The organism is Stenotrophomonas sp. ZAC14D1_NAIMI4_1 (genome assembly GCF_003086775.1).
Taxonomy (GTDB): Bacteria; Pseudomonadota; Gammaproteobacteria; order Xanthomonadales; family Xanthomonadaceae; genus Stenotrophomonas.
Genome location: NZ_CP026001.1, coordinates 1,248,550 through 1,265,277, shown reverse-complemented (window position 1 = coordinate 1,265,277; position 16,728 = coordinate 1,248,550). Strand labels below are relative to the sequence as shown.

Genomic DNA, 16,728 nt, shown 5'->3' with positions numbered 1-16,728 from the left:
GGGTGACGGCGCGGTGCACCTGCAGGCCGGGTCGCACCGCGCCCATCAGCCCGGCAACTGCAGCACGGCCTGCAGGCCACCGCCGTCCCGGTTGCGCAGCTGCAGCGAACCGCCCAGCGACTGTGCCAGCTGCACGGCGATGGCCAGGCCCAGGCCGGTACCGCCGGTATCGCGGTTGCGCGAGCTCTCCAGCCGGTGGAAGGGCGCCAGCACCGCCTGCAGCTGGTCTTCGGGAATGCCCGGGCCCCGATCAGACACGCTGATCCACGGCTTGCCGGCAGCATCACGACCGGCATCGATCTCGGCGCTGCCGGCATAGCGCAGCGCGTTGTCCACCAGGTTGCCGACCACCCGGCGCAATGGCTGCGGCCAGGTCTGCACGGTCAGCCCCGCCGGCGCACCGCCGGACACCGGCTTGCCCATGTCCTCGTAATCTCCGACCACGCTGGCCAGGAACGCGGCAAGGTCCATCGCCATCGGTGCACCGCTTGCCACATGGCTGCTGCGCGCATAGGCCACGCCTTCGCGCACCAGTAGGCCGAGGTGGTCCAGGTCGTCCAGCAGGCGCTGCTGGGTGGCATCTTCGGGCAGGGTTTCCACGCGCAGCTTCATCCGCGTGATCGGTGTCTGCAGGTCGTGCGAAATGGCTGCCAGGATCTGCAGGCGCTCGCTGACATGGCCGCGGATGCGTGCCTGCAGCGCGTTGAGTGCGGCCGCAGCCGCGCCTACTTCGGCAGGGCCATCCTCGGGCAGCACCGCTGCATCCTTGCCCGGCTGCAGGTGCTCGACCGCGTGCGACAACTGCTGCAGCGGGCGCAGCGCCAGCCGCACCGCCAGCCACGCGCACAGCAGCAGCAACGCCAGCTGCACCAGCAGCACGGCCGGCAGCCAGCGCGCCAGCGGCAGGCCGGACGGGGTCACTTCGATGGTCAGCGGTGTGCCATCGCGCAGGCGCAGCTCCACCTCGAAACGTTCGGGCAGGCGCGCGACCTGGCGTGCCTGCAGCGGATAGCGATGCTCCAGGCTGTCATCGATGATGGCGGTGACCTGGCGCGCGCGCCCGGTTTCCAGTGCCGGCCCGGACGCAGCCGGACGCAGCAGGTAGCGATAGGTGCGGCGTTCCAGCCGCGGCACCCAGGCCTGGCGCTGGTCCGCTGGCAGGTGTTCCAGCAGGGCCACGCTCACCGCCACGTCCTCGTCCAGGTTGCGCAGCATCATGCTGCGCGTGGCCTGGTAGCGCTCGAAGAACAGAAGGCCGAACGACAGTGCGTGGGCCAGGGTCAGCCCGCCCAGCAACAACAGCAGCAGGCGCGCGGACAGCGTGCGCGGCCACGGCAGGCGGCGCGCGGCAGCGTTCATTCCTCCGGCCCCAGCAGCTGCACCGGCACGCTGAACACATAACCTTCGCTGCGCACGGTCTTGATGTAGGTCGGCTCGCGCGCATCATCGCCCAGGCGCTGGCGCACGCGGCTGACCAGCAGGTCGATCGAGCGATCGAACAGTTCCGCATCGCGGCCCTGGGTGAGGCTGAGCAGCTGGTCGCGGCTGAGCACGCGGTTGGCGTGGTCGAGGAACACGCGCAGCAGGCGGAACTCGGCACCGCTGAGCGGATAGGCGGTGTCCTGCGCATCCAGCAGGTGGCGCGCGGTGGTATCCAGGCGCCAGTCGCCGAAGGCCAGCTGGCGGCCGGCTTCGCTCACCTGCAGGTTGGGCGGCAGCATCTGCGTGCGGCGGATCACCGCGTTGATGCGCGCCAGCAGTTCGCGCGAGGAGAACGGCTTGGTCACGTAGTCATCGGCGCCCATCTCCAGGCCGATGATGCGATCGGTCTCGTCGTCGCGCGCGGTCAGCAGCACCACCGGCACGGCGCGGTGCTTGCCGGCCCGCAGGTTGCGGCACAGGCTCAGGCCATCCTCGCCGGGCATCATCACATCCAGTACCACCAGGTCCACGGCGTGGGTGTCCATCAGCGCGCGCATCGCGCGGCCGCCATCGGCCTGGCTGACGCGCAGGCCGTTGCGCTGCAGGTAGTCGGCCAGCATCTGGCGGATGTCGCTGTCATCATCGACGACAAGGATGTGCGGTACGTGGTTCATTGCGTTCTCGATGATGGCGGCGGAGGACAAGGCCGCGCGGCGCGGCCATGGTAGCGCGGCTCACGGGCTGGCCAGCAGGCGCTGGATCTCGCTTTCGGTACGTGCATAGTCGCCTTCGCCGTAATGGCGGTAGACCACCCTGCCCTGCCGGTCGACCAGGTACAGCGCCGGCCAGAACCGGTTACCCCAGGCATTCCAGATGCGGTACTGGTTGTCCTGCACCACCGGCCAGGTGATGTCGAGGCGGTGGATCGCGTGGCGCACGTTGCCCTGCAGTCCCTCATAAGCGAATTCGGGGGTGTGCACGCCGATCACGCGCAGGCCCTTCGGTGCATAACGGGCATGCCACCGGTGCACGTACGGCGCGACATTGAGGCAGTTGCTGCAGCCATAGGTCCAGAACTCGACCAGCACCACCTGCCCCCGCAGCTGCTCCAGGGCCAGCGGCGGGCTGTTGTGCCACGGCCCGCCGCCGTTGAAGCCCGCAGCCGGTGCGGCCTCGGCGGTCTGTGCGCCGGCTTCGGGGCTGGGCCAGGCCAGCAGCAGCGCAGCACCGCCGAGCAGGGCCAGCAACAGCGGCACGGTATAGGCGCGAAGCGTGGCCATCGCTCAGCCTCCCTGCTCGGCCAGCGGCAGCTCGGCCGGCTTCACCCCGGCCGCTTCCAGGATGCTGTCGGCCACCTGCGCCGGGTGCGAAAGCAGCGACACATGGCTGCTGCCGATGGACTGCAGCTGCGCGCCGATGCGATGCGCAGTGGCAACCTGCAGCTGCGGCGACAGCATGCGGTCATCGCGGCTGACCACGTACCAGCTCGGCTTGCTGCGCCACGCCGCCGTGGTCACGGCCTCACCCAGCGCGCTGGCTTTCAACGGCACCTGCGTGCTGTACAGCAGGGCTGCGGTCTTCTTCATCACGTCGGGTGCGAAATCCTGCGCTATGGCATCGGCCGGCAGGGTCAGGTAACCGTCCTTCTCCTGCAGTCGGGTCAGCCCGGGGCCGACCGGGAAACCTTCGCCCTGCTGCGCCGAGGACTGGCCCGCATCCGGTGCGAACGCGGCCACGTAGACCAGCGCCTGCACCTTGGGATCGTTGCCCGCTTCGGTGATGACCGTACCGCCCCAGCTGTGGCCGACCAGCACCACCTTGCCCGGTGCAGCCGCAATGGCGCGGCGGGTGGCGGCCACATCGTCGGCCAGCGAGGTGAGCGGGTTCTGCACGGCCACCGCCGGCAGCTTCCAGTCGCGCAGGGTGGTGATGACCTTGTTCCAACTGGAGCCATCGGCAAAGGCGCCGTGCACCAGGACGACCGTGGGCGGCGCGCCGGCATCGGCCTGCGCAGCGAAGGCGGGGGTGGCGGCGCCGGCCAGGGCCAGGGCGGCGGCAAGCAGGGTGGTACGGATCATGGGTGGCACTCCGGTGTTGGGAGTGGCCATTTCCGCCGGTGGGTGTATCGCGGCTGTTTCGCTGTGGCGCCGAGTTGTACCGGACTGTAGGGCGACGGCGGGTTCCTACAGTGGGATACATTCGGCCGCCGGGCATGGCCAGGCGCCATGGGGTGGATATCGTTCCCCGCACGCGGGCGCGAGGGGATCCTGGCGCGTGGCCCTCCCCGGTAGCGCCGGGCCATGCCCGGCGAACGCCCCACCGCGGCGTCTTTGTATCCGACTGTACGAAACCCCTGCCGCGGCGACAGTCGCTGACAAAACCCCGGGCAACGGCACACGTTGCCGATACCTGCGCCGCCTGAAATGGCCTCCATCGACCACTGGCCCGCAGGACACCTCCATGATCAGCACCGCCTCCTCCCTCTACACCCCGCGCCTGGATGCCGTCGGCCGCTGGCTCTCGCCGCTGGCCCTGCGCACGCTGCTGGCCTGGGAGTTCTTTGAATCCGGCCGCGAGAAGCTGGGCGGACAGAACTGGTTCGCCGATCTGGAAGGCCGCTTCCCGTTTCCTTTCTCGACCCTGCCCGCTTCGCTCAACTGGCAGCTGGCCACGTGGCTGGAACTGGTGGGCGCGGTGATGCTGCTGCTGGGCCTGGCCACACGCTCGGTGGCCTACATCTTCTGGGTGCTGACGGTGGTTGCCATCGCCGCCGTGCACTGGCCCGACCAGTGGAACGGCCTGGGCGAACTCTGGCAGGGCTATGCAATCACCGACCAGGGCTATGGCAACTTCAAGCTGCCGCTGCTGTTCCTGGCCATGCTGCTGCCGCTGATCCTCAACGGTGGCGGCGCACTCAGCCTGGACCGCCTGCTGGCCGGCCCGCAACGCGCCATCGCCGGCGATGACGGCCTCGGCTGGGGCGTCAGCCTGGTCGCGCTGCTGCTGCCCATTGCCGCGCTGCTGCCCGGCATCGGCTTCGGTGGTGCCCTGCTCGGCGCTGCTCTGCTGCTGGCCTACGTGCTGCGCCGTCGCCGCAGCGCCTGATCCGCTCCATCCCTGTCCACGTCTCTTTTCCGTCGCCTTGCAGCGGCGTCCATCCCGCACGCCTGGCGTGCAATCCCAAGGAGTCATCCCATGTCCGTCTCGACCAAGAACACCACCGCCTCCCGCCTGCCGCGCATCGGTGCCATCGGCATCGCCCTGGCCGGGGGCCTGCTGCTGGCCGGCCAGGCCGCCGCGATCCAGCCGTTGGCGATCAGTGCCGTGGCCATGAGCGCCGCCGCTGAAGGCAAGTGCGGCGAAGGCAAGTGCGGTGCCAACAAGGCTGCCAGCAGCAAGCCCGCCGGCAAGGCCAAGGTGGCCGAAGGCCAGTGCGGCGAAGGCAAGTGCGGCGACGCCTCGTTTGCCCGCACCGACCGTGACCACGACGGCCGGGTCTCGCGTGCCGAGTTCAACGCCGTGGCCGCCAAGCGTGCCGCCGAGTTCGACCGCATCGACACCGACCACGACGGCTACATCAGCGAACAGGAAGCGCACGACTACCTGCGCAGCGTCTACACCGCCAACGGCAAGCCGATGCCGAAGGGCTTGTTCTCCCGCGTCAACGACTGATGGCCCACCCTCCGGCGCCGCCCCCGTGGCGGCGCCATTGCCCTGGAGTACCGCGCATGTCCCTGCCCCTGCCTTCCGCCAGCGCTGGTCTTGGCCTGCGCCGCGGCCTGATCGACGAACTGCTGGCGATGCCGGCCGATGCCATCGACTTCCTCGAAGTCTCGCCCGACAACTGGATCGGCGTCGGCGGTGCCCACGGTGCCGCGCTGCGCCAGCTGAGCGAGCGCCATCGCCTGACCTGCCATGGCCTGTCGCTGTCGCTGGGCGGCCCGGACCCGCTGGACCGCGCCCTGCTGGCACAGACCCGCGCCTTCCTCGACCTGCACCAGGTGCAGCTGTACAGCGAGCACCTGAGCTACTGCGCTGCCGGAGGCCACGTCTACGACCTGCTGCCGCTGCCGTTCACCAGTGAAGCCGTGCACCACGTCGCCGGACGCATCGCCCAGGTGCAGGACATGCTGGGCCGGCGCATCGCGGTGGAGAACATCTCCTACTACGCAGTGCCTGGCGCGGACATGAGCGAGATCGATTTCATCAACGCCGTGCTGGCCGAAGCGGACTGCGACCTGCTGCTGGACGTCAACAATGTCTTCGTCAACGCCTGCAACAACCACTACGACGCCTTCGATTTCCTCGCCCGCGTCCCGGCCCATCGCGTTGCGTCCCTGCACGTCGCCGGCCATTTCGACGAGGACGATGGCTTCAAGATCGACACCCACGGCGCGCCGGTGAAGGGCGTGGTCTGGGCGCTGCTGCGTGAAGCGTATGCGCGCGTCGGCGTGCGCCCCACCCTGCTGGAGCGTGATTTCAATTTTCCGCCGCTGGCCGAGCTGCTGGCCGAGGTCGCGCAGATCCGCCAGGCCCAGGCCGACGTACGACTGCCCGAGGTGGCCCGTGGCTGAGTCGCTCGCCACCCTGCAGCAGCGCTGGGCCGACCATGTGCGTGATCCGTCCCGGCCCGCACCCGAGGGCGTCGATGCGCGCCGGCTGGCGGTGTATCGCCGCCTCTGCATCGACAGCCTGGACAGCCTGCTGGCCGGCTGCCTGCCGCGGCTGCAGCAGCAGCTGGGTGCGGCGCGCTGGCGCGGTGTGATCGAGCACTACTACGCGCACCATGCCTGCCATACCCCGTTGTTCCCGCAGATCGCCAGCGAGTTCGCCGCGTGGCTGGCGCTGCAGGACAGCCTGGCGCTGCCAGCGTGGGCGGCCGAGCTGGCGCACTTCGAAAGCACGCAGCAGGCGCTGCACATCGAAGCGCGTGATGCCGGGCAGGCGTTGCACCACGTGGCGGTGGGCAGTGACCTGCTGGCGGTGTCGCCGCTGGTGCGTGTGCTGGGCTACCAATGGCCGGTGCACGAGGACGCGGTGCTGGACGATGCACCGGCCACGACGCCCACGCTCCTGCTGCTGCGCCGCCAGGCCGATTACCGCCTGCAGGTCGAGACGCTGGCACCGCTCGCGTATGCCCTGCTTTCGGTCTTCGGCCATGACGGTGTGCGCGTCGATGACGCCCTGCAGGCGTTGGCCGATGCGCATGGCGTGCTTGCGGAAGAGCTGCGCGTGGCCTGCGCGCCGCTGCTGGCCGAGCTGTGTGCCGCCGGCGTGCTGGTTGTGTTGGCCGGTTTCCAGAGTTGCCGGCCAGCGGCCGGCACTACCCACTTCCCTTCCGAGGTTTGATCATGGCTGTTTCCAATACTCCCCTCCTGTCCGGCTGGCGCCTGTTCGTGGCCATTGCCGTGGTGCTGATCGCCTTCGCGCTGGCTGCATTCGCCCTGCAGGCCGACGTGGCCGAAGGCAGCCGCGCGGCGATCCGGGTGACCGCGCGCACCTCGTTCCTGCTGTTCCTGGCGGCCTTCACCGCTTCATCGTTCGCCAGCCTGCTGCCCGGGCCGACCACCCGCTTCCTGCTGCGCGAACGCCGGACCATCGGCCTGTCGTTTGCGTTCTCGCACCTGCTGCATGCCATCGCCATCACCGCGTTCGGCATCCTCAACCCGGCGTTCTGGCCGGCACGCTCGGCCCTGGCCAACCTGCCCGGCACGGTGGGCTACGTGGCCATCCTGGCGCTGGCGATCACGTCGCACCGCGCCATTGCACGGCGCATGGGGCCCACCGCATGGCGGCGCCTGCACGTCACCGGCATGTGGATCATCGCTGCGGTGTTCACCTACTCGTACTTCAAGCGCGTGCCCGGCAACTTCTGGTACGCGGTGCCTTCGGCGCTGCTGTTCACGGCCTTCGTGGTACGCGCCATCGCCAAGCGCGCGCAGTCGCTGAAGCGCCACCTGCATGCGCGGCCGGTGCTGCGGAGTTCCTGAGGAGGCGGGTTCTTGTGGAGCCGAGCATGGGCTCGGCTCTACAGAGGAATGGCAGCACGATAAGCAGCGTAGGTATCGAGGATCTTCTGCATCCGGGCCTGCTGCTTCGCGCCCATCGGCACCCTCTGCACGCGCTTCAGCAGCGTCTTCCACATGTATCCGGAACGGAAGAAGTATGGCCGCACCTCGAGGAAGGTCAGCACGACATCCACCGTATCCGGATCGTGCTCCGCCAGTTGATTCAGTGCGTTGACGTAGCCACCCGGGAACGCAAGCTGCTCATAGCGCTGGTTGTACTCCGCACAGGCTGCCGCATGCCGCTGCATTTCTTCCGGGCCACGCCAGCGCGCGCCAGCGGCTTCGCGGATGGCTTGGCGCAGCCGGTTGATTTCATCCGCATTGGCGCGGATCAGCCGTTCCATGGGTGCGCGGGTATGGGACATGGTTCCTCGCATGGGGTGCGTCGGGGTCAAAGCCCGTTGCCAAGCAAAGGGACCTGACCCCAAGGCAGACATCACGGCGCGCGGCGCAGGGTGAACAGGGTGATTTCCGAAGGCACGCCGATGCGCGCCGGAAAGCCCGCCCAGAGGCCGGCACCGTTGCTGACGTAGAGCGTCATGCCATCCACCTCGTAGCGGCCCGACACGAAACCGCCATTGGCCCGCTTCACCAGCTGGTCCATGCCGATGATCTGCCCGCCGTGGGTATGGCCGGACAACTGCAGCTTCACCCCGCGTGCGGCCGCATCAACGGCATTGCGCGGGCGATGGTCGAGCAGGATCACCGGCGCGGCCGGGTCGGCACCGGCCAGGGCCGCCTGCAGGTCGGGCAGCGGCAGGCCATAGCGCGCGGCCACCGGGTCGGTGACACCGGCAATGGTCAGCGCCGCATCGCCACGCCGCACCTGGGTGTGGCTGTTTTCCAGCACCTGCATGCGCAGCGCGCGGAAGGCCTGCATCCAGTCGCTGTACTGGGCGTAGTACTCGTGGTTGCCGGTGATGGCGATCACCCCGTCCGGCGCCCGCAGGTCTCCCAGCGGGCGGAAGTCATCGCGGCGCGCGTCCACCGTGCCATCGATCAGGTCACCGGTGATGACGATCAGGTCCGGCTTCAGCGCATTGCTCTCGGCCACCACCTGGCGCACCCAGTCGCCGGTGAGCAGGCGGCTGGCGTGGATGTCGGTGAGCTGCAGCATGCGGTAGCCATCGAACGCGGCCGGCAGGTCCTTGATCGCCACTTCGACCTGGCGCGGCTGGGGCACGGCCATGCCCTGGCTGACACCGTAACCACTGAGCAGCAGGGCAACGGCGGCCGCCGACGGGCGCAACAGCGGCGCCCGCAGCGCCGACACCGCGCGCGGCAGGCGCAGCACGCGCGCCGCCAGCAGGCCGGCATCGAACAGCAGCATGGCCAGCGCCAGCAACAGCACGGCGGTGGAGCCGGTGGCCAGTACGGCGATGGCCATCTTCGGGATTTCCGGCGAGGCCATCGTGCCCCAGAACGTGGCGACGATGCGCAGCTGCACGGCCAGCCCCACCAGCAGCAGCGACACCACCGCCTTGGCCCACACCGGCAGGCGCAGCGGCCAGAACAGGCGCCAGGCCACGTAGAGGCCCATCAACAAACCAATCGTACTCAGCACTGCGACATTCCGGAACGTGGGGGCCCGCCATGGTGACGGGCAAAGGTTGCAAAGGGTAGCGCCGAGCGTCGGCTCGGCTGCATCCCGTGTAGAGCCGAGCCCATGCTCGGCTGCTGTGGAAGCAGTCGAGCAAGCTCGACTCTACGTCAGGTGCCGACCAGCCGCTGCACGCGCAGGCGGGCGATGCGGCGCTTCTCCATCGCCAGCACGGTGATGCGCACATCGGCCACGTCCACCGCATCGCCCTCATCGGGCAGGCGCCCCAGCTGGTCCAGCACCAGCCCGGAAATGGTCATGTAATCGCTACTGCGCGGCAGCGATACGCCCGCCAGGCGTTGCAGGTCATCCAGGGTCAGCGCGCCATCGGCTTCCCAGTGGTCCTCCCCCTGCGCCACGACGCCATAGCGGTCGTCCTGGGTGTCGGCCAGATCGCCGGCAATGGCCGCCAGCAGGTCGTTGGCCGTCACCAGGCCTTCCACGCTGCCGTACTCGTCCACGGCCACCGCCAGCGGCACCGGGTGCAGGCGGATCAGTTCCAGGGCCTGCAGCGCGCTGGCGCTGGACAGCACGTACTGCGGCTGGCGCAGGTTGGCTTCCAGCTGCAGCGGCTGGCCCTGCAGCAGGTCAGCCAGCAGGTCGCGGCTCTGCACCACGCCACGCAGGCTGTCCAGGTCGCCCTCGCCCACCAGCAGGCGCGTATGCGGCGAGGCCACCAGGCGTGCCACCACGTCGTCCTGGCCACGCGCCAGATCGATCCACTGCACGTCGGCACGCACCGTCATCACACTCGACACCGGCCGGTCGGCCAGGCCCAGCACGCTGCGGATCATCTCGTGCTCGGCCGGCTGCAGGCGCTCCTCCGCATCGCCATGGTCCTCTTCGCCCGCATCATCGTGGCCATTGGCCGGGCGTGCACCCAGCATGCGCAGCACTGCATCGGCCGTGCGCTGGCGGAACGGCTGGCGGCGTTCGTTGCGCTCGCGGTTGAAGCGCACCCACTGGTTGAACGCTTCCACCAGGATCGAGAACGCGATGGCCGCGTACAGGTAGCCCTTCGGGATCTTGTAGCCCAGGCCCTCGGCCACCAGGCTGAAGCCGATCATCAGCAGGAAGCCCAGGCACAGCACCACCACGGTGGGATGCTTGTTGACGAAGCGGGTCAGCGGCTTGCTCGCCAGCAGCATCAGCACCATGGCGATGGTCACCGCGGCGTACATCACGCCCAGGTTGTCGACCATGCCCACGGCGGTGATCACCGAGTCCAGCGAGAACACCGCGTCGAGCACCACGATCTGCGCCACCACCATCGCGAAGCTGGCATAGACCTTCTTGCCGTCTTCATGGTGCTGGCGGCCTTCCAGCCGTTCGTGCAGTTCCATGGTGCCCTTGAACAGCAGGAACAGGCCGCCCCCCAGCAGGATCAGGTCACGCCCGGAGAAACTGTGATCGAACAGCGTCAGCAGCGGCTCGGTCAGTTTCATGATCCAGGCCAGCGCGGCCAGCAGCACCAGGCGCATCAGCAGGGCCAGGCTCAGGCCGATCACCCGCGCGCGGTCACGCTGGTGCGGCGGCAGCTTGTCGGCCAGGATCGCGATGAACACCAGGTTGTCGATACCAAGCACGATCTCAAGCACGATCAGGGTCGCAAGGCCCATCCAGATCGAGGGGTCAGCCAACCATTCCATTTCGGGTCCGTTTCTTCATGAGGTAAGGGAAAGAGGGGGTATTCAGTCGTCGTCCTGCGCCTGCAGCGGGTCGTGCCCGAGCAGGTCACCCGGCGTGCACTGCAGCTCGCGGCAGATCGCATCCAGGGTGGAAAAGCGGATGGCGCGTGCCTTGCCGGTCTTGAGGATGGACAGGTTGGCCAGGGTGATGTCGATGCGCCCGGCCAGCTCGGACAGGGTCATGCCCCGCGCCTGCAGCATGCGGTCGAGCGTGATGACGATCGCCATCAGATGACACCATCGAGGTCATCACGCATGGCCGCACCGACGGCGAACACACGCGCCAGCACGAACAGCATGAGCACCGCGATCAGGCCGGTGATGGACATGCCACCGCCCACCTCCATCCACGCGAAGTCCGGCCCCATCCAGGAGGCGTACACGCCGATGATGATCGACAGCACTTCCATCGCCAGCATCAGCCACGCCATGCGCTGCAGGCGCTGCGCGTTGGCATGGGTGAACGGGCGCGCGCCGGCGGCCGAGCGCAGCAGGCGCGCCAGGTGCCGCAGGAATACCAGGCACAGCACCAGCAGGGCGACGATGGTGCCCAGGCCGATGCAGAAGTGCAGGAACAGGTCGCTGCCGTGCACGGCGGCGGCGTGCGCGTCATGCACGCTGGCCAGCAGCCAGCGCCGGTCGTAGGCAACCAGGGGAATGGCCAGCAGCGCGGCCAGGATGCCCAGCCAGCACATCGCCCGCACGGCCTGCACGGCGGTCTGGGCCAAGGTGAACAAGCCGCGCGCAGGTTCGGCGCGGGCGGGACGAGCGGTCAAGCAGCCTCCGGCATGGGGCGGCCTCGCCGCCCGGGATGGATTTATCGATAAACGATATACCACATCCAGAGCGAATGGATGAATCGCCCCCACCGGGTGGCAGCGGCTTGACACGCGCCCGGCCGCGCAGGATCATCAATTAACGAATTAGTTAATTAACGACCTATGGACCGCATCTTCGAAGCCCTCGCCTCCGGCGCCCGCCGGCAGATCCTGGCCTACCTCAGCGCCGGTGAACTGAGCGCGGGCGAGCTGGCCGAGCGCTTCGACTTCAGCAAGCCGGCGCTGTCCAGCCACCTGCGCATCCTGGAAGAGGCCGGCCTGATCGAACGCGAGAAGCGCGGCCAGTTCGTGTATTTCCGCCAGGTGCCCGAGCGCCTGGCCAACACGCTGTTTTCCTGGGCCGCCGAAGTATGTCCGGTGGGTGGCCCGCTCAAGCGCGAAGCCCGCGCCCGCCGCAAGTCCCCTGCCCGCTGACAAGGAGCACGACGATGCCTGGTTCGACCCGCAACAGCCGTTCGTTTCCAGGTGTCCAGCTGCCCGCGCAGGACGGCGCCGGCCCCATCGAAGTCACCCTCATCGCACAGCTCGGCATCGGTGCCGGCGATGCGCTGGTGAACGATGCGGGCGAGCGGCAGCGCCACCATCCTGCCTTCATCGATGCGCTGGATGAACCCTCCGCGCGCCTGGGCGGCATGCACCTGCAGCACGGCGATGCCTCCTCGTTGTACAGCTTCGTGGTGGAAGGCGGCGGCCACCCGTTCCATCGCCATGCCGGGCCGCGCATGTTCACCGCCATCGCCGGCAGTGCCGGCGCCGAGCTGCGTTTCGCCACCGCCGCCGATGCGCAGCTTGCGGGGGATCCGTCCGCGTTCCTGCGCAGCCTGCGCCGTATCCGCATCCCGCCGGACTGCCTGTTCACCGTGCGCTTTGGCGGCGGCACCTGGCACCAGTTCGCATCGAACCATCCCGCCCACCCTGCCCTGTTCGCGTTGTCGTGCCACAGCAATGAACTGGCCGGGGCGATGAGCGAGGCCACCCGCGCGCGGGTGCAGGCCAACAGTGCCGACATCCCCAGCCTGACCGAGGTGCTGGCGCAGCAGCACTGGCCGAGCGCGGCCATGCTGGCCACTGCGCCGCTGCTGCAACTGTCACTGCAGGCCGCGCCGCCCAGCCTGTGCGCGCGCCTGTGTGCGCAGACCCGCTCGATGCTCGGCCCGCTGCGGCGGATCAAGCTGCGGCCGCTGCGCGGGTTCGTCGAACGCAGCACACCGCGCTACCCGGTACACAGCGGGCGGCCCGACGCACAGGGCCTGCTGGCCGGTGCGCTGCCACACAGCCACTACCACGACCTCACCGTGCTGACCCTGCGCAGCGGGCACTGCACGCAGCGCTCGGCGTCTGCCCTGCTGGTGGACGTGCTGGAAGGCTTCCTGCGCAATCCGCCGGGCGGCGTGGGCCGGCTGATGGCCCTGCGCAACCGCCTGGTGGCACCGTTGCGCCTGCGCACCTCGCCGCTGGGCTGCCCGGTGTCGTCGCTGCTGTCGGCGGATCGCAGCCGCCTGTTCGCCGGGCGCTTTCCGGTGCTGGACGCACGCGTGGATGGCGCCGACCGCAGTGCCGAAGTACTGCTGGGCGCCGATGACCGCCACCTGCGCTTCCGCAGCAGCGTGCGCGTGCAGTTCGACGACGACGGCCGCGTGCAGATCAGCCTGGGGTCGCGCGTACAGACCCACAACCGGTTCGGCCGCCTGTACATGGCGCTGATCGATGCCGTGCACCGCCACTACATCGCCCCGGCGCTGCTGCGGCGTGCGGTGGAACATGCGCTGGCGCCGGAGCTGGCCGACTGGGTGGATGAGGGCGTGGCGACAGCGGGTTGAGCCGCCGGGCATGGCCCGGCGCGACCGCGGATGATCAGACGATCAGCTCGCCCTGGTCCTCGCCATCCCAGTAATGGATGCGCTGCGCGTGCACATGGATCAGCACCAGCCCCGGCGTATCCACGCCCTGCTCGAACCAGCGTTCCAGATCCTTGACCCAGTGCTGGGCCAACACGCCACGTTCGCGGATGATCGTGGCCCGGCCTTTGACATGGACGAACAACGGTGGCTTGCCCAGCAGCGACTTGCTGCCGGTGAAGCCCAGCGCGACCCGCGGATCGGCTTCGATCTGCTGCACCATGTCGGTGCCCTGCAGGGCGAAGAACCAACTGTCACCATCGTAGTCGACGTCGCCGTTGTTGCTCATCGGACGGCCGTCGATCTCGCCGCCCGCATGGGTCTGCAGCATCGCAAAATCGATGCCGGCCATCTTTTTCGCCAGTTCGGGCAGGGTGAGCGTGGTCATGCGCAGGGTCCGGGCGGAAAGGGAAGCCCAGCCTCCCCCGCGCGCGGTGACCGGCGCGTGCAGTGGCGCTGGCGCAGCCTTCACGCGCATTCGCCGGGCATGGCCCGGCGCTACCGGATCAGGGACGCCTGGCCGGAATCAGATCCAGCCCTGGTCGACCAGCTCACGCTTCAGGTACGCGTAGAACACCGGGGCCGCCACCAGCCCGGCCAGGCCGAACGCCGCTTCCATCACCAGCATGGCCAGCAGCAGCTCCCACGCGCGCGCCTGGATCTCGCCGCCGACGATGCGCGCGTTGAGGAAGTACTCGAGCTTGTGGATCACGATCAGGTACAGCAGCGCTGCCACCGCCACGTAGAACGACACCGACAGCGCGACGATGGTGATGATGGTGTTGGAGATGATGTTGCCCACCACCGGCAGCAGGCCCGCCAGGAAGGTGATCAGCACCAGCGTCTTCGACAGCGGCAGGTGCACGCCGAACAGCGGCAGCACGCCCAGCAGGAACACCGCGGTGAACACCGTGTTGAGCAGCGAGATCTTCACCTGGGCGAACACTACCTGACGGAAGGCCACGGCCAGGCGCGTCGTGCGGCCGACCAGCTCCTGCGCCAGCGGTCCCATTTTCGGCAGCGGTAGTTCGTCGTAGAGGGCGATCATCGCACCGAGCACCATGCCGATGAGGATGCGCACGCCCACCTGCACCACCGAAGTACCGGCCACGCCCAGTTGCCGCTGGTGCTCGGCCGCCCATTCGTTCAGCGCCTCGCGCAGCCGCGTCAGGTCTTCGGGAATGTACGGCTGCAGCAGCGCAGGCACCTGGTGCCGCGAGGTGTTGAGGATGTCCATCAGGCGCGCCAGCAGCACGTCGGGGCCACCGGTCTCGTTGCGGAAGAACGAGGCCACGCCGATACCGGCCAGCACCAGCGCGCCGATGATGACCGCCGACAGCACGATGACCGCCACCGCGCGTGCGCGGCCCGGCGGCAGCTTGCCTTCCACGCTGTTGGCCAGCACGTGGGTCAGCTGGAACACCAGCAGGCCCGACAGCAGCGTGACCACCAGGCCCAGCTTCAGGGCCAGCCACATGCCCAGCAGCATCAGCAGCCAGGCGGCGATGCGCGCGGCAGGCGGCTTGGGCAGGGCGAGGGTCACGTCGGTCATGGCAGGGCATCCACTGGGGTGGCCCATGGTAGTGGATTGCCATGGCGGTTCCGGGGCAGTGCCGGTGTTCCGTTCAGCCCTCTGGCGGCCGCGCCCACGCCAGCGCACACTGACGCCCCACCCGCCGCATGGATGCCCGATGCCCCGCTTCTTGTCCGCCGCCCTGGCGCTGATGCTGTTGCCGCTGCCGACACTGGCCATGAGCAGCGACGACACCACGCCGCTGCCGCCGCAGGTCAAGGCCGATGCCGAGGCCATCGCCGCCTCGCTGCTGAAGGTGCAGCGCACCGATGTCGAGCTGTCCTGCCCCAAGGCCGTCGAGAACGCGCGCTACGGGCTGGAAACCATGCTGGAAGTGGGTGCGAAGAACGTGGCCGGCGGCTACCTCGATGCCGCGAAGTTCGAGGCCATGGCCACGCCGATGCGCGGCCTGCTGCCGCAGATCACCGATGCCGACTGCGAAGGCGCGACTGACGCCAAGCGCGATTTCTACCAGTGCATGTCCAGCGACTACAACCACGTGCTGGCCTGCGCCAAGGCGCATCTGCAATGACGCCACGCGCGCGGTGGCGCCCGCCGCTCACCCCGCTGCGGGCGCGGCCGTCGAGCCACGCAGCATCAGGCTGAAGTCCAGCGTCTGCTGCAGCGGCACATCGATGCGCTCGATGATCGCCAGCAGCAGGTTGACCGCACGCGCACCGATCTCCCGCATGGGCTGGCGGACGGTGGTCAGCGGCGGCGTCAGGAAGCTGGACGAGGCGAGATCATCGAAGCCGACGATGGACAGCTTGTCCGGCACGCGGATGCCCAGGTCGCGGCAGGCCGCCAGCGCGCCCAGCGCCATCTGGTCGCTGAAACAGAACACCGCGGTCGGTGCCTGCGCAAGCGCGAGCAGCGCCGTGGCGGCCGCATGGCCGGATTCCAGCGAGAAATCACCGGGTACCACGCTCAGGCTGCGCAGCCGGCCGCGTGCCTTGCCGGCACTGCGCACGCCTTCCAGCCGCTGCTGGTGCAGCGGATTGTCGGGCGGCCCGCCAACCACAGCGATGCGTTCGTGCCCCAGTGCATACAGATGTTCCATCACCGCGCGGGCAGCGGCGGCATTGTCGATGTGCACGCTGGGAATGCCCAGCGCGGGATCGAACTCGCAGCCATTGACCACCGGCGCGGTGGCGCCCAGCGCCTGCACGATCTCGCGCGCGGTCGGCGGCAGGCGATGGCCGAGCACGATCAGGCCATCGGCCTCGTTGCGCCGGAGCATCTGCGCGTAGCGCTCCTCGCGATCAGGCTGGTGCTGGGTATCGCCCAGCAGCACGGCGTAGCCCGCGGCCTGCGCCGCATCTTCGGCACCCTGCAGGATCTGCGCGAAGAAGGGATTGGCGATGTCCGGCACAGTGACCAGGATCTTGCCGCTGCGCTGGGTCTTGAGCGTTCGGGCCACCGTGTTGGGCACGTAGCCCAGCGCGGCGGCCGCTTGTTCGATGCGCGCACGCGTGGCGGGCAGCACTTTTTCCGGCCGCGACAAGGCCCGCGACACCGTGCCGGCGGAGACGCCCACGTGCTTTGCGATGTCGTAGATGGTTGCCATGGTTTCAGCTCTGGTTGCCGCTGTGCACTGCACAACGGTTCTGCGGGAGGCCCATGCTAGGGTAATGCAATCG

The 16,728-nt window shown here is 68.8% G+C and carries 20 protein-coding genes; 8 read left to right on the top strand and 12 right to left on the bottom strand.

The window, feature by feature from the left end; translation table 11 throughout:
• Positions 1 to 45: 45 nt before the first annotated feature.
• From C1927_RS05885 to C1927_RS05870, 4 genes are read right to left on the bottom strand one after another with little or no spacing between them, the layout of a single operon-like run.
• A complete protein-coding gene (locus C1927_RS05885; protein WP_108746161.1) occupies positions 46 to 1,359 on the bottom strand; it encodes a HAMP domain-containing sensor histidine kinase in 1,314 nt (437 codons plus the stop codon).
• Positions 1,356 to 2,096, bottom strand: coding sequence for a response regulator transcription factor (locus C1927_RS05880; protein ID WP_079225131.1), 741 nt, complete (start codon positions 2,094 to 2,096; stop codon positions 1,356 to 1,358). The genes C1927_RS05885 and C1927_RS05880 overlap by 4 nt, the downstream gene beginning before the upstream one ends.
• Before the next feature lie 60 nt (positions 2,097 to 2,156).
• The gene (locus tag C1927_RS05875; protein WP_079221014.1) at positions 2,157 to 2,702 is read right to left on the bottom strand and encodes a redoxin family protein; all 546 of its coding nucleotides are present in this window, start codon (positions 2,700 to 2,702) and stop codon (positions 2,157 to 2,159) included.
• A gap of 3 nt (positions 2,703 to 2,705) precedes the next feature.
• Positions 2,706 to 3,500 carry an alpha/beta hydrolase gene (locus tag C1927_RS05870; RefSeq protein ID WP_108746160.1) on the bottom strand — a complete coding sequence of 265 codons (795 nt, stop codon included), beginning with the start codon at positions 3,498 to 3,500 and terminating at the stop codon, positions 2,706 to 2,708.
• A 382-nt stretch (positions 3,501 to 3,882) separates the two neighbouring features.
• Between C1927_RS05870 and C1927_RS05865 the strand changes: the two genes are divergently transcribed.
• The 5 genes from C1927_RS05865 to C1927_RS05845 all read left to right on the top strand — a co-directional run bounded on the left by C1927_RS05865 (position 3,883) and on the right by C1927_RS05845 (position 7,412).
• Positions 3,883 to 4,527: a DoxX family protein gene (locus tag C1927_RS05865; RefSeq protein ID WP_079221012.1), complete on the top strand. Its 645-nt coding sequence runs from the start codon at positions 3,883 to 3,885 to the stop codon at positions 4,525 to 4,527.
• Between the two features lie 90 nt (positions 4,528 to 4,617).
• Complete coding sequence (locus tag C1927_RS05860; RefSeq protein WP_079221011.1) at positions 4,618 to 5,094, top strand: EF-hand domain-containing protein; 477 nt, start codon at positions 4,618 to 4,620, stop codon at positions 5,092 to 5,094.
• Between the two features lie 56 nt (positions 5,095 to 5,150).
• Positions 5,151 to 5,996 (top strand): DUF692 domain-containing protein, encoded by an 846-nt coding sequence (locus C1927_RS05855; RefSeq protein WP_108746159.1) that lies wholly within the window; start codon positions 5,151 to 5,153, stop codon positions 5,994 to 5,996.
• Positions 5,989 to 6,771 (top strand): putative DNA-binding domain-containing protein, encoded by a 783-nt coding sequence (locus C1927_RS05850; RefSeq protein ID WP_108746158.1) that lies wholly within the window; start codon positions 5,989 to 5,991, stop codon positions 6,769 to 6,771. The genes C1927_RS05855 and C1927_RS05850 overlap by 8 nt, the downstream gene beginning before the upstream one ends.
• A 2-nt stretch (positions 6,772 to 6,773) precedes the next feature.
• Positions 6,774 to 7,412, top strand: a complete 639-nt coding sequence (locus tag C1927_RS05845) for a ferric reductase-like transmembrane domain-containing protein (RefSeq protein WP_108746157.1) — start codon at positions 6,774 to 6,776, stop codon at positions 7,410 to 7,412.
• 38 nt (positions 7,413 to 7,450) lie between these two features.
• Here C1927_RS05845 and C1927_RS05840 read toward each other — a convergent pair whose 3' ends face one another.
• The 5 genes from C1927_RS05840 to C1927_RS05820 all read right to left on the bottom strand — a co-directional run bounded on the left by C1927_RS05840 (position 7,451) and on the right by C1927_RS05820 (position 11,473).
• On the bottom strand, positions 7,451 to 7,855 hold the full coding sequence (locus C1927_RS05840; RefSeq protein WP_108746156.1) for a hypothetical protein: 405 nt from the start codon (positions 7,853 to 7,855) through the stop codon (positions 7,451 to 7,453).
• A 71-nt stretch (positions 7,856 to 7,926) separates the two neighbouring features.
• Positions 7,927 to 9,054: a metallophosphoesterase gene (locus C1927_RS05835; RefSeq protein WP_254051540.1), complete on the bottom strand. Its 1,128-nt coding sequence runs from the start codon at positions 9,052 to 9,054 to the stop codon at positions 7,927 to 7,929.
• A gap of 146 nt (positions 9,055 to 9,200) precedes the next feature.
• A complete protein-coding gene (locus C1927_RS05830; RefSeq protein ID WP_079221006.1) occupies positions 9,201 to 10,739 on the bottom strand; it encodes a TerC family protein in 1,539 nt (512 codons plus the stop codon).
• A 42-nt stretch (positions 10,740 to 10,781) separates the two neighbouring features.
• Positions 10,782 to 11,006: a helix-turn-helix transcriptional regulator gene (locus C1927_RS05825; protein WP_079221005.1), complete on the bottom strand. Its 225-nt coding sequence runs from the start codon at positions 11,004 to 11,006 to the stop codon at positions 10,782 to 10,784.
• A complete protein-coding gene (locus C1927_RS05820) occupies positions 11,006 to 11,473 on the bottom strand; it encodes a DUF2975 domain-containing protein (protein WP_108747778.1) in 468 nt (155 codons plus the stop codon). The genes C1927_RS05825 and C1927_RS05820 overlap by 1 nt, the downstream gene beginning before the upstream one ends.
• Positions 11,474 to 11,719: 246 nt before the next feature.
• On the opposite strand from C1927_RS05820, the gene C1927_RS05815 reads away from it, so the two are divergent.
• Positions 11,720 to 12,031, top strand: coding sequence for a metalloregulator ArsR/SmtB family transcription factor (locus C1927_RS05815; protein ID WP_079221004.1), 312 nt, complete (start codon positions 11,720 to 11,722; stop codon positions 12,029 to 12,031).
• Positions 12,032 to 12,045: 14 nt separating this feature from the next.
• The gene (locus C1927_RS05810; protein ID WP_108746154.1) at positions 12,046 to 13,437 is read left to right on the top strand and encodes a DUF2867 domain-containing protein; all 1,392 of its coding nucleotides are present in this window, start codon (positions 12,046 to 12,048) and stop codon (positions 13,435 to 13,437) included.
• A 34-nt stretch (positions 13,438 to 13,471) separates the two neighbouring features.
• Here the strand turns inward: C1927_RS05810 and C1927_RS05805 are convergent, their stop codons facing one another.
• Positions 13,472 to 13,903: a pyridoxamine 5'-phosphate oxidase family protein gene (locus C1927_RS05805; RefSeq protein ID WP_108746153.1), complete on the bottom strand. Its 432-nt coding sequence runs from the start codon at positions 13,901 to 13,903 to the stop codon at positions 13,472 to 13,474.
• Between the two features lie 138 nt (positions 13,904 to 14,041).
• On the bottom strand, positions 14,042 to 15,067 hold the full coding sequence (locus C1927_RS05800; RefSeq protein WP_108746152.1) for an AI-2E family transporter: 1,026 nt from the start codon (positions 15,065 to 15,067) through the stop codon (positions 14,042 to 14,044).
• A gap of 139 nt (positions 15,068 to 15,206) precedes the next feature.
• On the opposite strand from C1927_RS05800, the gene C1927_RS05795 reads away from it, so the two are divergent.
• Positions 15,207 to 15,620 carry a hypothetical protein gene (locus C1927_RS05795; protein WP_079221000.1) on the top strand — a complete coding sequence of 138 codons (414 nt, stop codon included), beginning with the start codon at positions 15,207 to 15,209 and terminating at the stop codon, positions 15,618 to 15,620.
• Positions 15,621 to 15,647: 27 nt separating this feature from the next.
• Here C1927_RS05795 and C1927_RS05790 read toward each other — a convergent pair whose 3' ends face one another.
• Entirely contained in the window at positions 15,648 to 16,655 is a 1,008-nt protein-coding gene (locus tag C1927_RS05790; protein WP_079220999.1) for a LacI family DNA-binding transcriptional regulator, read from the bottom strand.
• Positions 16,656 to 16,728 lie beyond the last annotated feature (73 nt).

What these genes read in the sequence shown, in the direction of transcription:
- C1927_RS05860 (WP_079221011.1), top strand. Translation starts at nt 4,618, where the DNA reads ATGTCCGTCTCGACCAAGAACACCACCGCCTCCCGCCTGCCGCGCATC.
- C1927_RS05795 (WP_079221000.1), top strand. Translation starts at nt 15,207, where the DNA reads ATGCCCCGCTTCTTGTCCGCCGCCCTGGCGCTGATGCTGTTGCCGCTG.
- C1927_RS05800 (WP_108746152.1), bottom strand. Translation starts at nt 15,067, where the DNA reads ATGACCGACGTGACCCTCGCCCTGCCCAAGCCGCCTGCCGCGCGCATC.
- C1927_RS05790 (WP_079220999.1), bottom strand. Translation starts at nt 16,655, where the DNA reads ATGGCAACCATCTACGACATCGCAAAGCACGTGGGCGTCTCCGCCGGC.
- C1927_RS05810 (WP_108746154.1), top strand. Translation starts at nt 12,046, where the DNA reads ATGCCTGGTTCGACCCGCAACAGCCGTTCGTTTCCAGGTGTCCAGCTG.
- C1927_RS05880 (WP_079225131.1), bottom strand. Translation starts at nt 2,096, where the DNA reads ATGAACCACGTACCGCACATCCTTGTCGTCGATGATGACAGCGACATC.
- C1927_RS05865 (WP_079221012.1), top strand. Translation starts at nt 3,883, where the DNA reads ATGATCAGCACCGCCTCCTCCCTCTACACCCCGCGCCTGGATGCCGTC.
- C1927_RS05855 (WP_108746159.1), top strand. Translation starts at nt 5,151, where the DNA reads ATGTCCCTGCCCCTGCCTTCCGCCAGCGCTGGTCTTGGCCTGCGCCGC.
- C1927_RS05805 (WP_108746153.1), bottom strand. Translation starts at nt 13,903, where the DNA reads ATGACCACGCTCACCCTGCCCGAACTGGCGAAAAAGATGGCCGGCATC.
- C1927_RS05840 (WP_108746156.1), bottom strand. Translation starts at nt 7,855, where the DNA reads ATGTCCCATACCCGCGCACCCATGGAACGGCTGATCCGCGCCAATGCG.
- C1927_RS05845 (WP_108746157.1), top strand. Translation starts at nt 6,774, where the DNA reads ATGGCTGTTTCCAATACTCCCCTCCTGTCCGGCTGGCGCCTGTTCGTG.
- C1927_RS05885 (WP_108746161.1), bottom strand. Translation starts at nt 1,359, where the DNA reads ATGAACGCTGCCGCGCGCCGCCTGCCGTGGCCGCGCACGCTGTCCGCG.
- C1927_RS05815 (WP_079221004.1), top strand. Translation starts at nt 11,720, where the DNA reads ATGGACCGCATCTTCGAAGCCCTCGCCTCCGGCGCCCGCCGGCAGATC.
- C1927_RS05830 (WP_079221006.1), bottom strand. Translation starts at nt 10,739, where the DNA reads ATGGAATGGTTGGCTGACCCCTCGATCTGGATGGGCCTTGCGACCCTG.
- C1927_RS05825 (WP_079221005.1), bottom strand. Translation starts at nt 11,006, where the DNA reads ATGGCGATCGTCATCACGCTCGACCGCATGCTGCAGGCGCGGGGCATG.
- C1927_RS05870 (WP_108746160.1), bottom strand. Translation starts at nt 3,500, where the DNA reads ATGATCCGTACCACCCTGCTTGCCGCCGCCCTGGCCCTGGCCGGCGCC.
- C1927_RS05875 (WP_079221014.1), bottom strand. Translation starts at nt 2,702, where the DNA reads ATGGCCACGCTTCGCGCCTATACCGTGCCGCTGTTGCTGGCCCTGCTC.
- C1927_RS05820 (WP_108747778.1), bottom strand. Translation starts at nt 11,473, where the DNA reads ATGTGCTGGCTGGGCATCCTGGCCGCGCTGCTGGCCATTCCCCTGGTT.